Origin of the sequence: Streptomyces sp. NPDC006012, from assembly GCF_042871185.1 — a bacterium.
Classification (GTDB): domain Bacteria; phylum Actinomycetota; class Actinomycetes; order Streptomycetales; family Streptomycetaceae; genus Streptomyces.
This window is the reverse complement of record NZ_JBIAIE010000022.1, coordinates 115023-138729: the sequence shown is the minus strand read 5'-3', so window position 1 is coordinate 138729 and position 23707 is coordinate 115023. Positions and strand designations below refer to the sequence as shown.

Here is a 23707-nt window from a genome sequence, read left to right as displayed (position 1 = left end):
CCGACGTACGCGTCGTCGTCATCGACTGGACCGAGACAGGCGCATCCCCGCCCACCGCCACCGAACCGACATGGATCTGCCGCGACACGCGGCGCTCGGCGAGCTTGGTCGGAACGGACGGCATGCCGAGAGAAATAGCAGTCATCTGCTGTGCAACCCCAAGTCGTGGATCAAGATCCGGCCCGGACAGCGGGCTCCAGGCTCTGAGATTACGCCACGGCGGCCGAGGCCAGCACATCACCATACGTAAACCGCACCATCGGGCGGCGGGCGGGAAACACGTGTTCCCGCCCGCCCCTACACCGTGTGACTACGAGATTTTCACGGGGTTAACGACGTCGGCGATGAGCACCAGGACCGTGAAGCAGATGAACACTCCGGCCACCACATAGGCCAACGGCATCAGCTTCGCCACGTCGAACGGACCCGGGTCCGGGCGGCGCAGGACCTTGGCGAGGTTGCGGCGCAGCGCCTCCCACAGGGCGCCCGCGATGTGCCCGCCGTCGAGCGGGAGCAGCGGGAGCATGTTGAACAGGAACAGCGAGAGGTTGAAGCCCGCGACCAGCATCAGGGCCATCGCGAGCTGCTGGGTGGGCGGGATGTCGAGGGTGAAGATCTCACCGCCGACGCGGGCCGCGCCGACCACGCCCATCGGCGAGTCGGGCTGGCGCGGGGCGCCGTCGAAGGCCGCGTTCCACAGGGCCGGGATCTTGCCGGGCAGGCCGGCGATGGAGTCGACGGCCTCACCGATCCGGTCGCCCATCCAGGTCACGGAGTCCCCGAAGTCCTGGCGGACGACGCCGGTCGCGGCGCTGAAGCCGAGGAAGCCGGCCGTGACGTACCGGCCCGGGACGATCTGGCCGCTGGAGTCCTTCTCGGCGACCTGGTTGGTGGCGATCTTCGCGTGCAGGGTCAGTTGCTCGCCCTTGCGGTCGACGACGATCGGCACCTGCTTGCCGGGGGTGGCGCGGATGAGGTCGGAGAGCTGGTTCCAGCTGTCGGTCCTGACCCCGTCGAAGGAGACGATCTTGTCGCCGGCCTTCAGGCCCGCCGCGGCGGCCGGGGCGGGCGCGTCGCCCGTCTTGCAAGTGTCGCGGTTCTGGCTCTGCGCGATGACGCACTGCGAGACCGAGCTGACGCTCGTCGTCTGCTGGGAGACGCCGAAGCCCATCAGGACGATGAAGAACAGGGCGACCGCCAGGACGAGGTTCATGAAGGGTCCGGCGAACATCACGATGACCCGCTTCCACGGCTTGCGCGTGTAGAAGAGGCGGCTCTCGTCACCGGGTTGCAGTTCCTCGAAGGCGGCCGAACGGGCGTCCTCGATCATGCCGCGCCACGGCGAGGTGGAGCGCGCGACGATCCGGCCGTCCTCGCCGGGCGGGAACATGCCGATCATGCGGATGTAGCCGCCGGCCGGAATGGCCTTGATCCCGTACTCCGTGTCGCCCTTCTTGCGGGACCAGATGGTCGGGCCGAAACCGACCATGTACTGCGGCACGCGGATGCCGAACAGCTTGGCCGTGGACAGATGCCCCAGCTCGTGCCAGGCGATCGAGAACAGCAGACCGACCACGAAGACGACTATGCCGAGGACCATCATCAGGGATGTCATGCACGCGCCTCCGCGGTCGCCGTCTGTGCTGTCAGTTCCCGGGCCCGGGCCCGCGCCCAGGTCTCCGCTTCGAGGACGTCCGACACCGTGAGCGAAGTTCCCGTATGCGGTGTGCCGTGCTCCTCGACGACCCGGGTGACGGTCTCCATGATCCCGTTGAAGGGCAGCGCGCCGTTGCGGAACGCCTCGACGCACTCCTCGTTGGCCGCATTGAACACCGCCGGGGCGGTGCCCGCGAGCCGTCCCACGTGCCGGGCGAGGTCGACCGACGGGAACGCCTCGTTGTCCAGCGGGAAGAACTCCCAGGTCGACGCATTGCTCCAGTCGAAGGCGGGAGCGGCGTCCGGGACGCGCTCCGGCCAGCCGAGCCCGATGGCGATGGGTCCGCTCATGTCGGGGGGCGTCGCCTGGGCGAGCGTGGACCCGTCGGTGAACTCGACCATCGAGTGGACGAACGACTGCGGGTGCACGACGACCTCGATGCGCTCGAAGGGGATGTCGTACAGCAGGTGCGCCTCGATGACCTCCAGGCCCTTGTTGACCAGGGTCGCGGAGTTGATCGTGATCACCGGGCCCATGGCCCAGGTGGGGTGGGCGAGGGCGTCGTCGACGGTCACGTTCGCCAGTTCGGCCTTGGTACGGCCGCGGAAGGGGCCGCCGGACGCGGTGACCACCAGTTTGCGCACGTCCGCGCGGGTACCGGCGGCGAGCGCCTGGAACAGCGCCGCGTGCTCGGAGTCGACCGGGATGATCTGCCCCGGCTTGGCGAGCGCCTTGACGAGGGGGCCGCCGACGATGAGGGATTCCTTGTTGGCGAGCGCGAGGGTGCGGCCGGCCTCCAGGGCGGCGAGGGTCGGCGCGAGCCCGATGGAGCCGGTGATGCCGTTGAGGACCGTGTGGCAGTCGGAGGCGGCGAGCCTGGTGGCCGCCTCCGGTCCGGCCAGGATCTCGGGGACCGGCTCGCCCGCGCCGTACCGCGTGGCGAGCGCCTCGCGCAGGGCCGGTACGGCGTCCTCGCGGGCCACCGCGACGGTCCGCACCCGCAGCCGGTGGGCCTGCTCGGCCAGGAGGGACACCCGGCCGCCGTTGGCGGACAGGGCCGTGACCCGGAAACGGTCGGGGTTGCGCAGCACGAGATCGATGGCCTGGGTGCCGATGGAACCAGTGGAGCCGAGGATCACCACGTCCTTCGGACCGTCTCCCGCGAGGGGGTCGTAGACGAGGTGCGGGTCGGCGAGGGGCGCCGGGCTGGCGGGACTGTCGGTCATCCCCCCATTGTTGCCGCAAGCGGCCCCCGGAAGGACAGCGCATCCCCCGGCCGGGTGCCATGTCTGGGCTTGGCGCGGAAGGGACCGAATTCCTCATTTGTGGAGCAGTAGTGAAGATCCCGTGATAGCACTGCTGTTCCTGACTACTTCCCGGGGGGAATTCCCATGCACCTGCGTGCCACCCTGCCCGCTGCCCTCGTGGGCGCCGCGCTGCTCACCGGCACCCTGCTCAGCACCCCGGCCGCGGCGGCCGGCGGTGTGACGATCCACCACGTCTGGTTCGACAGCCCCGGCTCGGACAACAGGTCCAACACGAGCCTGAACGCCGAGTGGGTGCAGCTCAAGAACACCGGCCGGTCGGCGGTGTCCGTCAAGGGCTGGGTCCTGAAGGACGCCGCCAACCACAGGTACGTCTTCCCGGACATCCGGATAGGCGCGGGCAGGACCGTGAAGGTGCACACGGGCAAGGGCCGCAACACCGCGTCGGACCGGTACCAGAACCGCCGCGCGTACGTGTGGAACAACACCAGCGACACCGCCACCCTGACCCGGGCGAGCGGCGCGAAGGTCGACTCCTGCTCCTGGACGACGCGGGATCCCAGCGACAAGTGGTGCTGACCTTGCGGGTGCCGCGGATGCGGCCGTCACCTGATACGAGGTGACGGCCGCACCGGGCACCGGCGCCCGGCCGTGACCTGGCCGGTGGCGCCGGCCGTCACCTGATGGGGCGGTGCACGTTCGGCCGGGTGCTGGGGCCGGGGGTCGCGTCGGCGATCCACGGACCGTCGCCGGACGGGTCGACGATCCCCTGCTCCAGCCACTCGTAGACGCCGCCGAGGACGCCCTTGACGACCTTGCGGTCGACGTCGTCGGTGTTGACCCACAGGCGGCCGAACAACTCGTCGACCCGGATGCGGGCCTGGTGGCAGAAGGCGTCGGCGAGCTGGTAGGCCTCGCGCCCGTGGTCGCCCCGGCTGCGCAGCAGCTCGGCCCGGACGCAGGCGGCGCTCATCGCGAACAGTTCCGCGCCGATGTCCACGATCCGGCCGAGGAAGCCCTGCTTGGTCTCCATCCGGCCCTGCCAGCGGGACATCGCGTAGAAGGTGCAGCGGGCCAGCTTGCGGGCGTGCCGCTCGACGTAGCGCAGATGCCCGGAGAGATCCACCTCGTGCTTGAACTCGCCGTACGCGGACGGAAGCTGGCCGGGTCCGGCGACCAGCCTGGGCAGCCACTTGGCGTAGAACACGCCCGCGTTCGCCCCCGCCCTCGCCTTGTCCGACAGGGGCTTGCCGGGGTCGATGAGGTCACCGGCGACCGCCAGGTGGGCGTCGACGGCCTCGCGCGCGATCAGCAGGTGCATGATCTCGGTGGAACCCTCGAAGATCCGGTTGATGCGCAGGTCGCGCAGCAACTGCTCGGCGGGCACCGCCCGCTCGCCGCGCGCCTTGAGCGACGCGGCCGTCTCGAAGCCCCGGCCGCCGCGGATCTGGACCAGTTCGTCGGCCATCAGCCAGGCCATCTCCGAGCCGTACAGTTTGGCGAGGGCGGCCTCGATGCGGATGTCGTTGCGGTTCTCGTCGGCCATCTGCGAGGACAGTTCGAGGACCGCCTCCAGCGCGAAGGTCGTCGCGGCGATGAAGCTGATCTTCGACCCGACCGCCTCGTGCAGCGCGACCGGCCTGCCCCACTGCTCCCGGACCGCCGACCACTCGCGTGCGATCTTCAGGCACCATTTGCCGGCGCCCGCGCACATCGCGGGCAGCGACAGCCGGCCGGTGTTCAGGGTGGTCAGCGCGATCTTCAGGCCGGCGCCCTCCGGGCCGATCCGGTTGGCCGCCGGGACCCGCACCCGGTGGAAGCGGGTGACCCCGTTCTCGATGCCGCGCAGGCCCATGAAGGCGTTGCGGTTCTCGACGGTGACGCCCTCGGCGGACGCCTCGACCACGAAGGCCGTGATGCCGCCCTTGTGGCCCTCGGACTGCGGCACCCGCGCCATGACGACGAGGAGATCGGCGACCACGCCGTTGGTGGTCCACAGCTTCACCCCGTCGAGGACGTAGTCCTCCCCGTCCGGTACGGCGGTGGTGGCGAGGCGCGCGGGGTCCGAGCCGACGTCCGGCTCGGTCAGCAGGAACGCCGAGATGTCGGTGCGGGCGCAACGGGGCAGGAAGGTGTCCTTCTGCTCCTGGGTGCCGAAGAGTTTCAGCGGCTGCGGCACGCCGATCGACTGGTGTGCGGAGAGCAGGGCGCCGATCGCCGGGCTTGCCGAGCCGACCAGGGCGAGCGCCTTGTTGTAGTAGACCTGGGTGAGTCCGAGGCCGCCGTACTTGGTGTCGATCTTCATGCCGAGCGCGCCGAGTTCCTTGAGGCCGTCGACGACCTCGTCGGGGATCTGCGCCTCGCGCTCGACGCGGGCCGAGTCGATCTTCGTCTCGCAGAAGTCGCGGAGCTTGGCCAGGAACTCCTCGCCGCGCTGGACGTCGTCGTCGGCCGGGAGGGGGTGGGGGTGGATGAGGTCGAGGCGGAAGCGGCCGAGGAACAGTTCCTTGGCGAAGCTGGGCTTGCGCCAGTCCTGTTCCCGGGCGGCCTCCGCGACCTGGCGGGCCTCGCGCTCGGTGACCGTGCGTTTGGTGGTGGGGGCGGACATGAGGCTCACCTCGCCGCGAAGAGGGATGATGCGGACCGTTCGTTACCGACCAGTGCTACTGGATCGTTGGTACCCGAAACGGGCGGCCCCCACCAGTCCTCGCGCAGCTCTCGTCGGCCCGTCGGGGCGCCCCGCCCCAGGACCCGGGCCCAGGGGCGGACGCGGTTGCGCACCGTGGGGTCGTTGCGCCGTCCGGGGGACATGTGGTCGCGCGGCCGGCCCGGACGCGGCGGGCCCGGAGACCGGCTTCGGGCGGGCCGGACCGCAGGGCGTACGACGAAGGGGCCCGGCACCGGAAGGCCTCGGTGCCGGACCCCTTCGGGCACGACGGACGCGCGTCACGGACACGCGTCACGGACGCGCGTATCTGAAAATGATTCCCATTAGACAGGGGGGCGTCCAGCGGTTGCGGAGGCGCCGTCCGGTCTCAGAGCGCGAGCCCGGTCAGCACCAGCACCCGCTCGTAGGTGTAGTCGTCCATCGCGAACTTCACTCCCTCGCGGCCGGTGCCGGACCGCTTGGCGCCGCCGTAGGGCATCTGGTCGGCGCGGTAGGAGGGGACGTCGCCGATGACGACGCCGCCGACCTCCAGCGCACGGTGGGCACGGAAGGCGGCCTGGAGGTCGTGGGTGAACACGCCCGCCTGGAGGCCGTACTTGGAGTCGTTGGCCGCCGCGAAGGCCGCGGCCTCCCCCTCCGTCCGCTGCACGGTCAGGACCGGGCCGAAGACCTCCTCGCAGGAGATCGTCACGTCGGCCGGGACGTCGGTCAGCACGGTCGGCGCGTAGGCGGCGCCGTCACGCTTGCCGCCGGTCAGCAGCCGGGCGCCCGCCGCGACCGCCTCGTCGACCCAGGACTCGACGCGCTCCGCGGCAGCCACGCTGACCAGCGGGCCGACGTCGGTCCGCGCGTCCGCGGGGTTGCCGGTGACCTGGGCCTCGACGGCGGCGACGAGGCGCGGCAGCAGCCGGTCGTACACGGCGGCGTCGGCGATCACCCGCTGCACGGAGATGCAGGACTGGCCGCCCTGGTAGTTGGCGAAGGTCGCGATGCGGTTCGCGGCCAGGTCGAGGTCCGCGTCGCTCGCGTAGTCCGCGAGGACCAGCGCCGCGCCGTTGCCGCCCAGTTCCAGCGTGCAGTGCTTGCGCGGCACCGAGTCCATGATCGAGTAGCCGACCTTGTCGGAGCCGGTGAAGGAGATGACCGGCAGCCGCTCGTCCTGGACCAGCGCGGGCATCCGGTCGTTGGCGACCGGCAGGATGCTCCAGGAGCCCGCGGGCAGCCCGGAGTCGGCCAGCAGCTCGCCGATGGCCAGACCGGACAGCGGGGTCGCCGGGGCGGGCTTGAGGATGATCGGCACGCCGGCGGCGATCGCCGGGGCGATCTTGTGGGCGCACAGGTTCAGCGGGAAGTTGAACGGCGCGATGCCGAGCACGGCGCCCTTCGGGAAGCGCCGGGTGAGGGCCAGCCGGCCCTGACCGCCGGCGTCGGTGTCGAGCCGCTGGACCTCGCCGCCGTTGAACCGGCGGGCCTCCTCGGCGGCGAACCGGAACACGGACACGGCACGGCCGACCTCGCCGCGCGCCCACTTGACCGGCTTGCCGTTCTCCGCGGATATCAGCTGGGCGATCTCCTCGGCGCGCTCGGCCAGGCGCTTGCCGGCCTGGTCGAGGGCGGCGGCCCGGACGTGCGCCGGGGTGGCGGCGAACTCGTCCCGCACGGCGTGTGCGGCGGCCACGGCCTCCTCGACCTGGGCGTCCGTCGGCACACTGACCTTGCCGACGAGCCGGCCGTCCCACGGGGAGGTGACATCGAAGGTGTCCTCGCCGGTGACCTGGCGGCCGGCGAGCCAGAAGGCGTGGGTGGAAGTCATCTGAGGATCCCAGCCCTTCCGCGTCGGGGATGTTCTTGGCTTCGTGGTCCACCGTAGGCCGGGGGCGGCCCGGGGTCGCCTGTCCGAGTCGTAGCAGTGCGGACCCGGGTTTCTACGGATTGTCGTACTGGACCGACGGCAGGAAGCCACCGAAGCCGAAGCCTCAACCCCGAAGCCAGAGCCGAAGCCGGTGCCGGCCAAGGGCTACTGCGCGCCCGGTGCCGCCTTCAGGGCCAGCCACAGGTCCATCCGGACGTCCGGATCGTCCAGGGAGCGGCCGAGGATCTCCTCGACCCGGCGCATGCGGTACCGCAGGGTGTGCCGGTGGACGCCCAGGTCGGCCGCCGCCGCGTCCCACTGCCCGTGCCGGGAGAGCCACGCCCGCAGCGAGGCCACCAGATCACCGCGGCCCCTCGCGTCGTGTTCGTGCAGCGGGCGCAGCAGCCCGTCCGCGAACGCCTTCACCGCGTCGTCCGCGAGCAGCGGCAGTACGGACCCCGAGGCCAACTGGTCGTGCTCCACGAGCACCCGGCCGCGCCGCCGGGCCACCGACAGCGCCTGCTCGGCCTGCTTGTAGGCGGCTGCCGCCGCGATCGGCCCGGCCGGCGCCGACAGGCCCACGACCAGTTCGTCCTCCTCACCGGCCGTCGGCTCGGGGACGGCCCGCGCCGCCTCAAGGGCCGCCGCGTAGCGCAGTCCGGCGGCCACCGCGGCGCCCTCGTCGGAGGCCAGCACCACCAGCCGCTCCCCCTCCGGCACCACCAGCACGGCCTCGCCGGAGCGCGCCGCGGCGGACTCCACGGACTCGGCGAGCCCGCCCAGCCGGTCGCCGGCCGCCTCCACGGCGGCGAGCGCGGTGACCGCGCCCGGTTTGGCGGCCGCGACGCGCGCGTGCCCGTCGGCGTGCGCGCGGGCGGCCGAACCGGAGACCTGCTCGGCGACGATCACCCGGAACGGTGCGTCGAGGAGTCCGTCGTACAGGTCACCGGCGACCGCCCGGGCGTGGTCCGGCTGCCCGGCGAGCAGCATCCGCAGCACGGCGGCGCCGAGCCGTTGCTGAGCCTCGTGCAGCGAGCGGGAGCGCTCCGTGGTCAGCGTGAGCAGGGCGACGGCGGAGTGCACCGCGTACCGCTCGGCGGTGCCCAGCGGGGCGGCCGTGCCCACGGCGAGGGCGGCCCGCGGACGCCGTCCCGTGCCGAGCGCGTGCAGTTCGACCCGGTCCTCGTCCTCCGGTCCGTCGGCCACCGACGAGGCGGGCGCGGGCCGTTCCCACAGCCGCTCCACGTCCGGGATGAGCCGGGCGGCCCGGCGGCCCGCCCACTCCGGCGCGGTGGCGGCCACCGCGCCCGTGGCGTCGTACAGCGCGGCCCAGCCGTCGAGTTGTGCGGCGAGCGCGGCGAGCAGCCCCTCGGTGCCCGCGGTCAGGGCCTGCCGGGTCAGTTCCCGCTGGGCGGCGAAGCCCGCCGTCACCGCTCGGTACTGGTCGGCGGCGATCGCGGCGGACACCGCCTTGGAGATGGCGAGGAACGGGGTGCGGCGCGGCACCTCGATCAGCGGCAGCCCCTCCTCCCGGGCCGCGCCGAGCAGCGCCTCGGGGATCTCCGCGTAGCTGACGCCGACGCCGAAGCCGAGGCCGACGACCCCGGCGCCGGCCAGCCGCCGCACGTAGCGGCGCATCGCCTCGGGGTTCTCCGCGTCCAGCTTCAGCGCGGTGATCAGCAGCAGTTCCCCGCCCTCCATGTAGGGCACGGGGTCGGCCAGCTCGCTGACGTGCGCCCAGCGGACGGGTACGTCGAGGCGGTCCCCGCCCGCGCGCACGGTGAGTTTGAGCCCGGGATGACGGACGAGCGAAGCCAGCGTCGGGGGCATGAATGCCTTCGGTTCAGGGAGATCGGGTGATCATGGTGATCTTTTGGCCACCGTGTATGAACAGCCTATGCCGATTCTTACTGACTGTACGGTAAGCCGGTTCTCGCCCAAAAGGACCGGCCGGGCATCCGCTCCTCAGCCGCGGAGATCCACCAGCAACGGCGGAGCGTGCTCGCCCCGCACCGTCGTCAGCGAGAGCACCGCGTGCCCCGGCGGCATCGCGTGCGCCAGCTCGGAGGCGGACCAGCGCTCCCGCTCGACCTGCCGGACGGTGACGGCCCGCGCGGTCGGCGCCTTGCCGGTGATCACCCGGCGCACCATGTGCACGGCCTTGCCCGCCGGGGTCTCGGCGATGATCTGCCGGTCGGTCACGTCCCGGGCCTCGGTCCACTCCTTGCCCCACACCTCGGCGAAGTCCTGCCCGTCCCACGGGGTGAGTCCGGCCAGCGCCATCCGGCAGCCCGCGGCCCCGAGCAGCGGGCCGCGCAGCGGCCGGGGTACGTCGTCCAGGGTGCGCAGGGTGAGGACGGCACCGGCGTTGCCCGACCGCAGCCGCTGGATGGCCCGCACCGATTCCGGGGTCACCACGCCGGTCGCGTCGTCCAGGACCAGGCAGGCGAACAGCGACCGGTCCTCCCGTACCGCCACGCTCGCCGTGAACTGGGCGAGCACCAGCCGGGCCAGGATCCGCGAGGCGTCCGCGTGCCCGCGCTCGGGCAGGTCGATACGGACCCGCACGGGGTGGTCGAGGGCCTTGAGCGAGAACGGCCGTGACTGCCCCGTGGTGTCGAAGAACCCGGCGAAGGCGGGCCGGTCGAGCAGGGCGATCCGGTCGGCGAGCACCGCACCCACGTCCCCGGGATGCCCCGACTGCCGCTCCCGCGCGTCGAGTTCGCGCAGCATCGACTCCTGTCCGGTCTCCTGCACCGCCTGGCGCAGCGCGGCCAGCTGGCCGGGGGTGCCATCCAGCAGCCGGCGCAGTTCCGGCACGGAGGGGAAACGGCCGTGCGCCGCCCGGAACGGGCCGAGCAGCTGGGCCAGGACGGTGGTGGAGCGACGGCTGTCGCTGCCGGGGTGCGGGTCGGCCAGGTCGCCGACGAGGGCCTCGGCGAGTACGGCCGCCGCCTCGTCCGGGTCGGTGGTGCCGCCGTACAGGTCGAGGTCGTGGGCCGAGTCGGGCTGGGCGATCCGTACGACGACGTCGTAGGCGTCGGCCGGGCCGAGTCCGGCGCCCGCCGCGCCGACCACCACGACCGAGGCGCGGCCGGCGAGCGCTTGCAGGCTCAGCGACTCGGCGAGCGGCCGGACGATGCCGCCGGTCTTGCCGGAGCCGGCCGGGCCCACGGCCAGCAGTGAGGTGCCCAGCAGCTCGGGCCCGAGGGCGAGGCCGCTGCCGCGGTACTGGTAGGGGTTGCGCGGATCGTCCGCGGTGGTGCCGAGCCGCACCTGCCCGGTGACCACGTCGTGCCGGGCCTGCCGCCCGGGCAGGTCGCGCGCGCCGGACGGGTGCGGGCAGGCGGCGGCGCCGTGCCGCACCACGGCGTCCGAGAAGGCGGCCACGCTGTGCCGGCCGCTGCGCACGCCCTGCCAGGCGCGCTCGATCCGGGCCTGGTCGACGTCCCGCATCAGCCCGGTCCGGGCCTCCGCGCCGAGCCGTTCGGCGGCGTCCACCGCCCCGGCTGCGCGCAGTGCGGGCCACTGCGCGGGGTCCTCCTCGGGGGTGCGCGGGCGCTCGACGGCCGGGGCGGCGGAGATCCAGGCGGGCGGGCCGAAGCGCCGCCAGACCTCGGCCCAGCGGCCGAGCCTGCCGACGACGAGCATGATGGCGAGGGCGATCAGCGTGTAGTAGCCGTACCAGAGGACGGCGTTGCCCACGCGGTCGTCGCTGTGGCGCCAGGAGTCCGGGGTGAACAGTTCGAGCGGCAGCACCCACCAGCTGCCGAGGTAGCCGTTCCACAGCAGCGACCAGACCAGCCAGCCCACCAGGAACGCGATCACCGCCCCGCTCAGCAGCTGACGCGCCGGCGTCCGCTCGGGCTCCTCGGCCGGGCGCGGCCGGTGGCCGAAGCGCCAGACCCCGGGCGGCGCCTGCGGGCGGGGCGTCTGCAACCAGGCAAGGAACGCCGAGCCGTCCGGCAGCGGCGGCACCCCCGGTGGCATCGCGGGTCGCGGCGGCGCCGCGGCGCCGTCCTGCGGCATCGCCGGACGCGGCACGGGGTTCGCGTGCGTGCCCCGCGTGTCCTGCGTCCCGTCGCTGTCCATCGCCCTGCCCCCTGACCAGCCGTTCCGATCACCGTCAGCGAGTCAATCTAACGCCCTCGCAAGGGGAGTTCACCGCATACGCGGCCGAGACCGCACCCCGCCCGGCCCGCTCGCTATGTCCATCGCGGACAACGGCGCCCGGCGACACCACCCACATGGAGCATGCCCAGCGCCCCCCAGCGGCCCTAGCCTGCGAAGAAAGAAGGCAAGCGTCCGCCATCGCACCGCCCGGCGCCGCCGGGGACATCCGCCCGGTACGCAAGATCATCAGGGAGCCCTCATGTCCGCACTTCCGCAGGAGCGTCGCGTCGTCACCGCCATCCCCGGTCCGAAGTCGCAGGAACTGCAGGCCCGCCGTACCGCCGCGGTCGCCCGGGGCGTGGGCTCCGTACTGCCGGTCTTCGTCAACCGCGCGGGCGGCGGTGTCGTCGAGGACGTCGACGGCAACAGCCTGATCGACTTCGGTTCCGGCATCGCCGTGACCTCCGTAGGCGCCTCCGCCGAGGCCGTCGTCCGCCGGGCCTCCGCCCAGCTGGCCGACTTCACCCACACCTGTTTCATGGTCGCCCCGTACGAGGGCTACGTGGCCGTCGCCGAGGCGCTGGCCGAGCTGACCCCGGGTGCGCACGCCAAGAAGTCCGCGCTGTTCAACAGCGGTGCCGAGGCCGTCGAGAACGCGGTCAAGATCGCCCGCGTGCACACCGGGCGGCAGGCGGTCGTCGTCTTCGACCACGGCTACCACGGCCGGACCAACCTGACGATGGCGCTGACCGCCAAGAACATGCCGTACAAGCACGGCTTCGGACCGTTCGCCCCCGAGGTCTACCGGGTCCCGGTCGCCTACGCCTACCGCTGGCCGACCGGTCCGCACAACGCGGGTCCTGAGGCCGCCGCGCAGGCCATCGACCAGATCACCAAGCAGGTCGGCGCGGACAACGTGGCCGCGATCGTCATCGAGCCGGTGCTCGGCGAGGGCGGCTTCATCGAGCCGGCGAAGGGCTTCCTGCCCGCGCTCAGCCGGTTCGCCGCCGACAACGGCATCGTCTTCGTCGCCGACGAGATCCAGTCCGGTTTCTGCCGCACCGGCCAGTGGTTCGCCTGCGAGGACGAGGGCGTCGTGCCCGATCTGATCACCACCGCCAAGGGCATCGCGGGCGGGCTGCCGCTGGCCGCCGTCACCGGCCGGGCCGAGATCATGGACGCGGCGCACGCGGGCGGGCTGGGCGGCACCTACGGCGGCAACCCGGTCGCCTGTGCCGCCGCGCTCGGCGCCATCGAGACCATGAAGGAACTGGACCTCAACGCCCGGGCGAAGCACATCGAGACGGTCATGAAGGGCCGGCTGGCCGCCATGGCCGAGAAGTTCGACCTCATCGGTGACGTCCGGGGCCGCGGCGCCATGATCGCCATCGAGCTGGTGAAGGACCGCGCCACCAAGGAGCCGGCCCCGGAGGCGACCGCCGCGCTCGCCAGCGCCTGCCACCAGGAGGGCCTGCTGGTCCTGACCTGTGGCACCTACGGCAACGTGCTGCGCTTCCTGCCGCCGCTGGTGATCGGCGAGGACCTGCTCAACGAGGGCCTCGACATCATCGAGCAAGCGTTCGCGCGCATCTGACACCTCTCTCCGCCGACCGACGAAGCCCCAGCTCACCCATGAGATGCCCGGCGCATCGGCCCCATCCATCCCGCCCCTCTCCGGCGCCCTGGCGCGGGGGCGGGACGGCGGCCGTCAGGCCGTGTGAAGAAGGTGTGCGAGGTGGATGGCGGGAGGCGATTCCGCCTGTCTCAGGGCCACCCCCTGCCGTAGGTTCTGACCAGATGAGAGATACACCCTGCCCACAGGGGACTGTGGGCGGTATCAGGCCGGGGCCTCCCCAGCTTCGACCTGGTCGTGCCCTCGCGCACACACCCGGGGCCTCCGGCTCCGGTTCTCCTCACCGATCGGACGGCCGCTCGCCCCAAACCCCCCGGGGCGCGCGGCGTTCCGATCCGGACGGCCGCCTCGGAACTACCCCCCCTGTTCCGGGGCGGCCGACCTCCTTCCTCCTCCTTCCGGGCCTGTCGGCCCTGCTGCTTGCCCTGATCACCTGGCAGGTCGCGGCCGACGGGCCGTTGGTGCGTGCGGACGAACGGCTGAGCCTCGTCCTGCGCCACCCGGACCCGCTCTCCGGGCTCCTCGCCGATCTGGGCAATGTCCAGGTCGCGGTCCCGGTGCTCGTGGCCGCGCTGATGCTCGGGTCCTGGCGGGCCCGCCGGGCGAGCGCGGAACGCTGGTGGGCAGCGCCCGCCGTGGCGGCCGTGCTGATGGCCCTGGTGCCGGCCGTGGTCGTCCCCCTGAAGGACTGGATCGCCCGCCCGGGCACCCCGGCCGTGCCGCCGGGACTCGGCTACTACCCCTCGGGCCACACCGCCACGGCGGCCGTCGCCTACGGCGGCGCGACGCTGCTCCTGCTGCCGCGGCTCGGCGGTGCCCGCGCCCGCCGCACCCTGGTCGGCGGCTGCGTCGCCGTCAACCTGGCGGTCGGCTTCGGTCTGGTGCGGCACGGCTACCACTGGCCGCTGGACGTGCTGGCCAGTTGGTGCCTGGGTGCGGTGCTGCTGTGCCTGCTGTGGCCGCTGACCGGCCGGGGCGGGCCGGCCGGTCAGAGCAGGCGCCGGCGTTCCTCGGGAACTCCCAGGTGACCTAGGTCACGCGTGCGACCTGTGCTGTCACCGATCGCACAGTCCGACCGCCCGGCGGGACGCCGGGGCCACCCCGGGTACCCGCCTGTCGCATCGGCGGGTACGCGGACCCGGGCGGGATGAACCACCGGCAGATGGGTTGCGTTGTAGGCAGGAGCAAGCACGCGGCGGCCGGGGCTCCTGCCGCAGTCGACTGGAGGTCGCACCATGCCGAAGGAACTCACCGCCGGAGAAAGAGCGAAGATCTTGCGGGACTTCATTGCCTCTGACCCGAAGTTGACCATTTACAAGTTCTCGGAGAAGAGGGGGCTGGGACACAGTACCGTCCATCGCTGGGCCACAGACGAGACTGGGCTTGGTCGCAGTGAGCTGAACGAGGCTGAGCGCGCGGAGTTGGACAAGCGCGTAGTGGACAGCTCGGCCGGTCGTGCACCTCGCAAGTCGCCCCAGGAAGCGAAAGAATTCCTCGAAGGCTATTTGGCCACTTCCGAAGGCACGACACTGCGCGCTTACGCCAAGGTTCGCTCCGTACCTTCCCGAACTGCTTATAACTGGGCCAGTGGCAACCGATCTGCGGCTGTTAAGGCATTGTTGACGCCCGAACAGCAGGCGGAGCTGGCCCGGCGTTTGGAGGAACGCGGGGGGCACAGGACCGGGGGAAAGCGAGTCGCGAAAGCCACCCGATCTGCTGCGCCGGAACCGGACACCGGCCTATCGTCCGCTCAACCGCCGCAGTGGGGACAGAGCTACGCCGCGTCGTCCCCCTGGTACGACGGTGCCGCCTTCCCGTTCGCCCCGCAGGACCAACCCGGAGTTCTAGGTTCCGGCACCATGGCGACTGCTGCCGCGGCTCCCCCCGCCCTCACCGCCGCCACCTCCTTCGGGTATGACACCTACGGCCCACTTCCCCCGCTGCCGAACACCGTCCCACGACCGGACCCCTTCCACCCACGCGGAGGCGGGCGAGGACGCTGAAGGAACACCCGCCGCCACGGGGCGATTCAGCGAGGGACGGTGGCTGACGGGCGAGCAACCAGGGGCAGGCCGGCCCGCCAGGGCACGTACGGCCCGGGCGGGCGGCGCAGCGAACGCCCGACGACCGGCGGAGCCGCGCGGGTCGCGGGCGCTGGGGACCCGACCCGCCCGGCCGAGGTCAGCCGAAGTAGGCGTCGAAGTTCTTCTGGAACTCCCAGTTCGAGAACCGGTCCCAGTTGATGGACCACGTCATCAGTCCGCGCAGGGCGGGCCAGGTGCCGTGGGTGGTGTACGAGCCGCAGTTCGCCTTCTTCGTCAGGCAGTCCAGGGTCTTGGTGACCTCGGACGGGGCCACATAGCCGTTGCCCGCGTTCACCGACGCCGGCATGCCGATCGAGACCTGGTCGGGGCGCAGCGGCGGGAACACGTTGTTGGCGTTGCCCGCGACCGGGAAGCCGGTCAGCAGCATGTCGGTCATGGCGGTGTGGAAGTCGGCACCGCCCATCGAGTGGTACTGGTTGTCCAGACCCATGATGGGACCGGAGTTGTAGTCCTGGACGTGCAGCAGGGTCAGGTCGTCGCGCAGGGCGTGGATGACCGGCAGGTACGCCCCGCAGCGCGGGTCCTGGCCGCCCCACTGGCCGGTGCCGTAGTACTGGTAGCCCATCTGCACGAAGAACGTCTCCGGGGCCATGGTCAGCACGAACTTGTCGCCGTACTTGGCCTTGAGGGTCTTCAGGGCGGAGATGAGGTTGACGATCACCGGCGTGGTCGGGTTCTTGAAGTCCGTGTCGCCGGTGTTCAGGGACAGCGAGTGGCCCTCGAAGTCGATGTCGAGGCCGTCGAGGCCGTAGTCGTCGATGATCTTCGAGACGGAGGAGACGAAGGTGTCCCGGGCCGCGGTCGTGGCCAGCTGGACCTGGCCGTTCGCGCCGCCGATGGAGATCAGCACCTTCTTGCCCGCGGCCTGCTTCGCCTTGACGGCGGCCTTGAAGTCGGCGTCACTCTCCACGTTCGGGCACTCGGTGGCCGGGCAGCGGTTGAAGCGGATGTCGCCCGAGGTCGCCGAGGTCGGCTCGCCGAAGGCCAGGTCGATGATGTCCCAGCTGTCGGGTACGTCGGCCAGCCGGGTGTAGCCGGAGCCGTTGGCGAAGCTGCTGTGCAGATAGCCGACGAGGGCGTGGGCGGGCAGGTCGGTGGAGCCGCCGCCGGTTCCCGTCGAGGTGGTCGCGGTCACGGCCGCGGACTTCGCGGACTCGCCCGCGTCGTTGACCGCGGTCACCTGGAAGCTGTAGGCGGTGGCGGCGGTGAGTCCGGTGAGGGTCGCCGAGGTGCCGCTCACCGTCTGGACCTTGGCGCCGTCCCGGTAGACGGCGTAGCTCGTCGCGCCGGTGACGGCGGACCAGGACAGGGCGACGCTGGAGGCGGTGACGGTGCCGGTGCGCAGGCCGGCCGGCGCGGCGGGCGGCTGCTGGGTGGCGCCGCCGGGGCCGGTCAGGGAGACGTCGTCGGCGTAGTAGGCGCCGGTGCCGTACCAGCCGTGGGTGTAGATGGTGACCTTGGTGGTGTCGGGGCCGGTGCGGAAGGTGGTGCTGAGCTTCTGCCAGTCGGGGGCGGACTGGGTCCAGGTGGAGACGTCGGTGGTGCCGGTGCCGGAGGCGCCGAGGTAGACGTAGGAGCCGCGGACGTAGCCGGCCAGGGTGTACTGCGCGTCGGGCTGCACGGACACGGTCTGCGCGCACTGGGCGTTGTCGCTGCCGGCCGGGGTGGCCTGCAGCGCCGTGGTGCCGGCGTGCACGGGTGAGCCGACGGTCGTACCCGCCGGGCAGGTCCAGCCGTCGAGGCCGGATTCGAAGCCGCCGTTGCGGGCGAGGTCCGCGTCGGCCGCACGGGCGGCCGACGAGAGCACGGTGATGCCGGGCACGGCCAGCAGTGCGGCCGTGAGCGCGGCGAGGACGGTTCTGGTACGGGTGCTGGATCGGGTGCCGTCGGGGCGGTCCACAAGTGCCTCCGGACATGGGGGAATTGGAGGGTGGAGCGCGCCAAATTTGGTCCAGACCAATCCGGATGTCAAGACCTCTGGCACTCACCCGGGCCGTACCGCCCGGCTAGGCGCCGCCGTCCACGACCTCCCCGGCCGCCGCCTCGTGCATCGCCAGCTCCAGCAGCGCCGGGTCGGTGAGCGTGCCGGAGCCGTCCGGAACCACCAGCCAGCGCACGCCGCGGGTCACCCGCCCGGGGTACGGCACGACGATCCAGGTGCCGGACCCGACCGCGCGGATGCCGGTGCCGAGCCAGCGGGCGGCGGTGCCGGCCGGCACGAAGAAGCCCACCCGGCCGGCCCCGGAGTCGCCCAGCACGGGGCCGGGCCGGTCGAGGACGCGGATGAGCACGTCGAGCGTGGGGTGGCCGAGCGCACCCGGCAGGATGAGCACGTCCCACGCCTTGCCGGCGGGCAGCAGCGCGACCCCGTGCGGGCTGCGCTCCCATTCCCAGCGGCAGGACTCGGGGTCCGGTGCGACGGATGCCAGCCATTCGACTGCCGTCTTCGCCCCAGTCATCACAGAAACCTCCCTCTCGGTCGCGGACGCCGATGGCGCCACACGAGGGAGACCGGGCCCTCCGGCCCGCATTACGCGAGTTCACCACCCCAGCCGAAGTGACCTGGATCACATCAACCCCCGACCGGCACGACAACACCCCACCGGGGACACGGGGAACTGCACGGCCACCCCGCAGAGGGGCACGGGGAACTGCACGACCAGCCCCAACCCACCTCATAGGGGCGCGGGGAACTGCGCGACCAGCTCCCACACACCCGCACACAACCCCGCCCCGCCCCGCCCCGGCGGAGCCGCCTAGCTGTCGAAGCCAAGCCCCAGCCGGTCCATCGTCCGCAACCACAGATTCCGGCGCCCGTCATGACTGTCCGCGCGGGCCAGCGACCACTTGGTGAGGGCGATGCCGGTCCAGGCGAACGGTTCGGGCGGGAACGGCACCGGCTTGGTGCGGACCATCCGCAGCGCGGTGCGCTCCGTCCGCTCGCCGGCCAGTTGGTCCAGCATCACCTCGGCGCCGAACCGGGTGGCGCCGACGCCCAGGCCGGTGAAGCCCGCCGCGTACGCCACCCTCCCCTGGTGGGCGGTGCCGAAGAACGCCGAGAACCGCGAGCAGGTGTCGATCGCGCCGCCCCACGCGTGCGTGAAGCGGACGCCCGCGAGCTGCGGGAAGCAGGTGAAGAAGTGCCCGGCGAGCTTGGCGTACGTCTGCGGGCGGTGGTCGTACTCGGCGCGCACCCGGCCGCCGTACGGGTAGACCGCGTCGTAGCCGCCCCACAGGATCCGGTGGTCGGCGGTCAGCCGGAAGTAGTGGAACTGGTTGGCGCTGTCGCCCAGGCCCTGCCGCCCCCGCCAGCCGACGGACGCCAGTTGCCCGGGCGTCAGCGGCTCGGTCATCAGCGCGTAGTCGTAGACCGGGACGGTGTAGGCGCGTACCCGCCTGACCAGGTTCGGGAAGACGTTGGTGCCGAGCGCGACACGGCGGGCGTGGAGCGTGCCGTACGGGGTGCGGACCGCCATCCCGGCGCCGTACGGCCGCAGGGTCAGCGCGGGCGTGTGCTCGTACACCCGCACCCCGAGTCCGAGACAGGCGCGTTTGAGGCCCCAGGCGAGCTTGGCGGGGTGCAGCATGGCCACGCCCCTGCGGTCCCACAGACCGGCCCGGAAGGTCGGCGAGTCGACCTGTTCGCGCACCGCGTCGGCGTCCAGGAAGCCGATGCCGTCGGCGAGCCCCTTCTCGCGCAGTTCCCGGTGCCAGGCGCGCAGTTCCGCGGCCTGGTAGGGCTCGGTGGCGACGTCGATCTCGCCGGTGCGCTCGAAGTCGCAGTCGAGCGCGTAGCGGGTGACCGCCCGCTCGATCTCGTCGAGGTTGCGGGCGCCCAGTTCCTCCAGGCGGTGGATCTCGTCCGGCCAGCGGGCCAGGCCGTTGCTCAGACCGTGGGTGAGGGAGGCGGCGCAGAAGCCGCCGTTGCGGCCCGAGGCGGCCCAGCCCGCCTCGCGGCCCTCCACCAGCACCACGTCCCGCCCGGGGTCGCGTTCCTTGGCGAGGAGCGCGGTCCACAGACCGCTGTACCCGCCGCCGACGACCAGCAGGTCGCAGGTCTCGGTGCCGGTGAGGGCGGGCTCGGCACGGGGTCTTGCGGGGTCGTCCAGCCAGTACGGGACCGGCTGGGCCGCGGAGAGGGACGCGGTCCATTCGCTGTGACGGCTCATGGCACCTGGGGCCATGATTTCAACTCCCTACGAAGGGGCAGCGGGCTTTCTCGCGCGGGCTCACGCTTTCTGCCTGCCGCGGCGGTTCCCGACGGCCATGGAGGCCAGGACGAGCAGTACGGCGACGAGGAACATGGCCGTACCGATGACATTGATCTGCACGGGCGTGCCGCGCTGGGCCGAGCCCCACACGAACATGGGGAAGGTGACGGTCGAGCCCGCGTTGAAATTGGTGATGATGAAATCGTCGAAGGAGAGCGCGAAGGAGAGCAGCGCGCCCGCGGCGATCCCGGGGGCCGCGATGGGCAGCGTGACCCGCAGGAAGGTCTGCACCGGCCCGGCGTACAGGTCGCGGGCGGCCTCCTCCAGGCGCGGGTCCATCGACATCACGCGGGCCTTGACCGCGGTGACGACGAAACTGAGGCAGAACATGATGTGGGCGATCAGGATCGTCCAGAATCCGAGCTGCGCCCCCAGGTTGAGGAACAGGGTGAGCAGCGAGGCCGCCATGACGACCTCGGGCATGGCCATGGGCAGGAAGATCAGCGAGTTGACGGCGCCGCGCGCCCGGAAGCGGTAGCGGACCAGCGCGAAGGCGATCATGGTGCCGAGGACGGTGGCGCCGAGGGTCGCCCACACGGCGATCTGGAGGCTGACGGACAGCGAGCCGCACATGTCGGCGACCCCGCACGGGTCCTTCCAGGCGTCCAGCGAGAACCGCTGCCACGCGTAGTTGAAGCGTCCCTTGGGCCGGTTGAACGAGAACACCGTGACGACGATGTTCGGCAGCAGCAGATAGCCGAGGGTCAGGAGTCCGGCGATGACGACGAGACGGCGCTTGAGCCAGGTGACGACGGGCATTCAGACCAGGTCCTCCGTCCCCGCCCTGCGGATGTAGAAGGTGACCATGAAAAGGATCGCGGCCATGAGGATGAAGGAGAGCGCGGCGGCCGTCGGATAGTCCAGAACCCGCAGGAACTGCGTCTGGATGACGTTGCCGATCATCCGGGTGTCGGTGGAGCCGAGGAGTTCGGCGTTGACGTAGTCGCCGGCCGCCGGGATGAAGGTCAGCAGCGTGCCGGAGACCACCCCTGGCATGGACAGCGGGAAGGTCACCTTGCGGAAGGTGGTGGACGGCCTGGCGTACAGGTCGCCGGCCGCCTCGTGCAGCCGCCCGTCGATGCGTTCCAGCGAGGTGTACAGCGGCAGGACCATGAACGGCAGGAAGTTGTACGTCAGTCCGCACACCACCGCCAGCGGTGTGGCCAGCACCCGGTCCCCGGCGGTCCAGCCGAGCCAGCCGGTGACGTCCAGCAGGTGCAGTGAGTGCAACACGCCGACGACCGGTCCGTTGTCGGCGAGGATCGTCTTCCAGGCGAGGGTGCGGATCAGGAAGCTGGTGAAGAACGGCGCGATCACCAGGACCATGATCAGGTTGCGCCAGCGGCCGGCTCGGAAGGCGATCAGATAGGCCAGCGGATAGCCGAGCAGCAGGCACAGGACGGTGGCCGCCGCCGCGTAGCAGACCGAGCGCAGGAACTGCGGCCAGTACTCGCCGAACGCGTCCCAGTAGGTCGCGAAGTGCCAGGTGACCTTGTAGCCCTCTTCCAGGGAGCCCGTCTGCACGGACGTGGACGCCTGGTAGATCATCGGCAGCGCGAAGAAGATCACGAGCCAGAGGATGCCGGGCAGCAGCAGCCAGTACGGGGTCCAGCAGCCGCGCCGCCGCCGGGCCTTCTTCTGCGGCGTCGCGGCCGTCGGCGGCGGCGCCTCGGTGAGTGTCGGCATCGCTACGCGGCCTCCTCCTCAACGCTCTCCACACCGGCGTCGGCATCCTGCGAGGCGTCGAGGCCGAAGGTGTGGGCGGGACTCCAGTGCAGGACCACGTCGGCGCCGGGCACCAGCCGGCCGTCCCGGTCGACGTTCTGCACGTACACCGCGAACTCGGGGCAGACGGCGCTGTCGACGACGTACTGCGTGGAGACGCCGATGAAACTGGCGTCGGCGATGGTGCCGGTGATGCGGTTGCGGCCCTCGGGTATCGCGCCCGCGTCGTCGGCGTGGGTGAGGGAGACCTTCTCGGGGCGGACACCGGCCAGCACCTTGTCGCCGGTCCGCGCCCTGGCGGAACACCGTGCCCTGGGCAGCACCAGCTTTCCGCCGCCCGCCCGCAGGACGAGGTCGTCGCCGTCTGCGGAGCCCACCTCGGCCTCGATGAAGTTGGAGGTGCCGAGGAAGTTGGCGACGAACGTGCTCCGCGGGTTCTCGTAGAGGTCGGTGGGCGAACCCAGTTGTTCGACGCGGCCGGCGTTCATCACCGCGACCGTGTCGGCCATGGTCATGGCCTCCTCCTGGTCGTGGGTGACATGGATGAAGGTGATGCCGACCTCGGTCTGGATCCGCTTCAGCTCCAGTTGCATCTGGCGGCGCAGTTTGAGGTCGAGGGCGCCCAGCGGCTCGTCCAGGAGCAGCACCCTGGGATGGTTGATCAGGGCGCGGGCCACGGCGACGCGCTGCTGCTGGCCGCCGGAGAGCTGGTGCGGTTTCTTGCGCGCCTGCTCGCCCAGCTGCACCAGGTCGAGCATCTCCTCGACCTGCTTCTTCACCGACCTGATGCCGCGCCGGCGCAGACCGAAGGCGACGTTCTCGAAGATGTCCAGGTGCGGGAAGAGGGCGTACGACTGGAAGACCGTGTTCACCGGCCGCTTGTACGGCGGCAGCCGGGTCACCTCCTCGTCGCCGAGGTGCACGGTGCCCGAGGTCGGTTCCTCCAGGCCCGCGATCATGCGCAGGGTGGTGGTCTTGCCGCAGCCGGAGGCGCCGAGCAGGGCGAAGAAGGAGCCCTGCGGCACCGTCAGGTCCAGCGGGTGCACGGCGGTGAAGGAACCGTAGGTCTTGCCGATGCCGAAGAGGCGGACGTCGCCGCCGCTGTCTGTGCTGGTCATCCTGGTCACGCCCCTGTGAGCTTCGCGAACTTCTCTTCGTAGGCCGTCTCTTCCTTCTGCGCCAGCGCGCGGAAGGCGTGGGACTTGGCCTGCATGGCCTGGTCGGGCAGGATCAGCGGGTTGTCCGCCGCGGACTTGTCGATCTTCTCCAGGTAGGGCTTCACGCCGTCGACGGGAGACACGTAGTTGACGTACGCGGCGAGCGCGGCGGCCTCCTCCGGCCGGTAGTAGAAGTCGATCAGCCGCTCGGCGTTCGTCTTGTGGCGGGCCCTGTTGGGGATCAGCATGTTGTCGGTCGACGTCATGTAGCCGGCGGCCGGGATGACGTAGTCGACGTCCGGGTTGTCCGCCTTGAGCTGGACGACGTCACCGCCCCAGGCCACGCACGCGGCCAGGTCGCCCTTGGCGAGGTCCGAGGTGTAGTCGTTGCCGGTGAAGCGGCGGATCTGGCCGCGGTCGACGGCCCGCTGGAGCCGGGCCAGCACCGCGTCGAAGTCGTCGTCGGTGAACTTCCCGGGGTCCTTGCCCATGTCGAGCATGGTCATGCCCACGCTGTCGCGCATCTCCGACAGGAAGCCGACCCGGCCCTTGAGCCGGGAATTGTCGAGCAGATCGGAGACCGACCGCACCTCGATCCCGTCGAGCGCCTTCTTGTTGAACGCGATGACGGTCGAAATGCCCTGCCAGGGATAGGAGTAGGCGCGGCCCGGATCCCAGTCGGGGTTGCGGAACTGGGGAGACAGGTTGGTGAAGGCGTGCGGCAGGTTGGCCGCGTCCAGTCGCTGCACATAGCCCAGGCGGATCATCCGGGCGGCCAGCCAGTCGGTGAGCACGATGATGTCGCGGCCGGTGGCCTGGCCCGCGGCGAGCTGCGGCTGGATCTTGCCGAAGAACTCGTTGTTGTCGTTGATGTCCTCGGTGTACTTCGCCGTGATGCCGGTCCGCCGGGCGAACGTGTCGAGCGTCGGATGGGTCTTTCCGCTCGCGTCGACGTCGATGTACTCGGGCCAGTTGGAGAAGTCGACGACCTTTTCCGCGGCCGAGTGGTCCTCGGCGGACGTACCGCCCTGCGTCCGGCCGGCCGCGGGGATCCCGCAGCCGGTCAGCGCCCCGAGGCCGCCTGCCACGAGCAGGCCGCCCGCGGAGACACGCAGCAGTGAACGGCGGGTGGGGGCGGCCCTGCCGTCCCGGAGACTGCGCCGCACGGCGGCCGCTGGGACCGGGGTGCGGCGGTCGGGCTCGTACTGCTCCATGCGCGTGGTGCCCTTTCGAAAGGGGTGGTGCGGCACGGCCGTGGTCA

16 protein-coding genes and 1 pseudogene are annotated in these 23707 nt (G+C 71.5%); 3 read left to right on the top strand and 14 right to left on the bottom strand.

Going from position 1 to position 23707, the window contains the following annotated elements; translation table 11 throughout:
* The 3 genes and pseudogenes from ACFYPJ_RS29860 to dxr form a co-directional block, all read right to left on the bottom strand.
* Positions 1-145, bottom strand: a pseudogene (locus ACFYPJ_RS29860) (4-hydroxy-3-methylbut-2-en-1-yl diphosphate synthase); the annotation flags it as partial.
* Between the two features lie 165 nt (positions 146-310).
* Positions 311-1603 carry a M50 family metallopeptidase gene (locus ACFYPJ_RS29855; RefSeq protein ID WP_389023739.1) on the bottom strand — a complete coding sequence of 431 codons (1293 nt, stop codon included), beginning with the start codon at positions 1601-1603 and terminating at the stop codon, positions 311-313.
* 8 nt (positions 1604-1611) lie between these two features.
* Positions 1612-2883 (bottom strand): 1-deoxy-D-xylulose-5-phosphate reductoisomerase, encoded by a 1272-nt coding sequence (gene dxr / locus ACFYPJ_RS29850; RefSeq protein ID WP_389023712.1) that lies wholly within the window; start codon positions 2881-2883, stop codon positions 1612-1614.
* 165 nt (positions 2884-3048) lie between these two features.
* Here dxr and ACFYPJ_RS29845 point away from each other — a divergent pair, with 165 nt between their 5' ends.
* On the top strand, positions 3049-3501 hold the full coding sequence (locus ACFYPJ_RS29845) for a lamin tail domain-containing protein (RefSeq protein WP_389023710.1): 453 nt from the start codon (positions 3049-3051) through the stop codon (positions 3499-3501).
* Between the two features lie 97 nt (positions 3502-3598).
* Here the strand turns inward: ACFYPJ_RS29845 and ACFYPJ_RS29840 are convergent, their stop codons facing one another.
* From ACFYPJ_RS29840 to ACFYPJ_RS29825, 4 genes are all read right to left on the bottom strand, one after another.
* Complete coding sequence (locus ACFYPJ_RS29840; RefSeq protein WP_389023707.1) at positions 3599-5530, bottom strand: acyl-CoA dehydrogenase family protein; 1932 nt, start codon at positions 5528-5530, stop codon at positions 3599-3601.
* Between the two features lie 427 nt (positions 5531-5957).
* A complete protein-coding gene (locus ACFYPJ_RS29835) occupies positions 5958-7403 on the bottom strand; it encodes an aldehyde dehydrogenase family protein (protein WP_389023704.1) in 1446 nt (481 codons plus the stop codon).
* A 204-nt stretch (positions 7404-7607) separates the two neighbouring features.
* Positions 7608-9272: a PucR family transcriptional regulator gene (locus ACFYPJ_RS29830; RefSeq protein WP_389023701.1), complete on the bottom strand. Its 1665-nt coding sequence runs from the start codon at positions 9270-9272 to the stop codon at positions 7608-7610.
* 135 nt (positions 9273-9407) lie between these two features.
* Positions 9408-11534, bottom strand: coding sequence for an ATP-binding protein (locus ACFYPJ_RS29825; RefSeq protein WP_389023698.1), 2127 nt, complete (start codon positions 11532-11534; stop codon positions 9408-9410).
* Positions 11535-11814: 280 nt separating this feature from the next.
* On the opposite strand from ACFYPJ_RS29825, the gene gabT reads away from it, so the two are divergent.
* Positions 11815-13149: a 4-aminobutyrate--2-oxoglutarate transaminase gene (gene gabT, locus ACFYPJ_RS29820; RefSeq protein ID WP_389023695.1), complete on the top strand. Its 1335-nt coding sequence runs from the start codon at positions 11815-11817 to the stop codon at positions 13147-13149.
* Positions 13150-13649: 500 nt separating this feature from the next.
* Positions 13650-14216, top strand: coding sequence for a phosphatase PAP2 family protein (locus tag ACFYPJ_RS29815; protein ID WP_389023692.1), 567 nt, complete (start codon positions 13650-13652; stop codon positions 14214-14216).
* 1153 nt (positions 14217-15369) lie between these two features.
* Here the strand turns inward: ACFYPJ_RS29815 and ACFYPJ_RS29810 are convergent.
* From ACFYPJ_RS29810 to ACFYPJ_RS29780, 7 genes are all read right to left on the bottom strand, one after another.
* Positions 15370-17193 (bottom strand): chitinase, encoded by a 1824-nt coding sequence (locus ACFYPJ_RS29810; RefSeq protein WP_389023689.1) that lies wholly within the window; start codon positions 17191-17193, stop codon positions 15370-15372.
* A gap of 106 nt (positions 17194-17299) precedes the next feature.
* Positions 17300-17752 carry a hypothetical protein gene (locus tag ACFYPJ_RS29805; RefSeq protein WP_389023686.1) on the bottom strand — a complete coding sequence of 151 codons (453 nt, stop codon included), beginning with the start codon at positions 17750-17752 and terminating at the stop codon, positions 17300-17302.
* 297 nt (positions 17753-18049) lie between these two features.
* Positions 18050-19477 carry an NAD(P)/FAD-dependent oxidoreductase gene (locus tag ACFYPJ_RS29800; protein WP_389023683.1) on the bottom strand — a complete coding sequence of 476 codons (1428 nt, stop codon included), beginning with the start codon at positions 19475-19477 and terminating at the stop codon, positions 18050-18052.
* A gap of 45 nt (positions 19478-19522) precedes the next feature.
* Positions 19523-20323 (bottom strand): ABC transporter permease, encoded by an 801-nt coding sequence (locus tag ACFYPJ_RS29795; protein WP_389023680.1) that lies wholly within the window; start codon positions 20321-20323, stop codon positions 19523-19525.
* Entirely contained in the window at positions 20324-21250 is a 927-nt protein-coding gene (locus ACFYPJ_RS29790; protein ID WP_389023677.1) for an ABC transporter permease, read from the bottom strand.
* 2 nt (positions 21251-21252) lie between these two features.
* Positions 21253-22407 carry an ABC transporter ATP-binding protein gene (locus tag ACFYPJ_RS29785; RefSeq protein ID WP_389023674.1) on the bottom strand — a complete coding sequence of 385 codons (1155 nt, stop codon included), beginning with the start codon at positions 22405-22407 and terminating at the stop codon, positions 21253-21255.
* A 5-nt stretch (positions 22408-22412) separates the two neighbouring features.
* The gene (locus ACFYPJ_RS29780; protein WP_389023671.1) at positions 22413-23660 is read right to left on the bottom strand and encodes a spermidine/putrescine ABC transporter substrate-binding protein; all 1248 of its coding nucleotides are present in this window, start codon (positions 23658-23660) and stop codon (positions 22413-22415) included.
* Positions 23661-23707 lie beyond the last annotated feature (47 nt).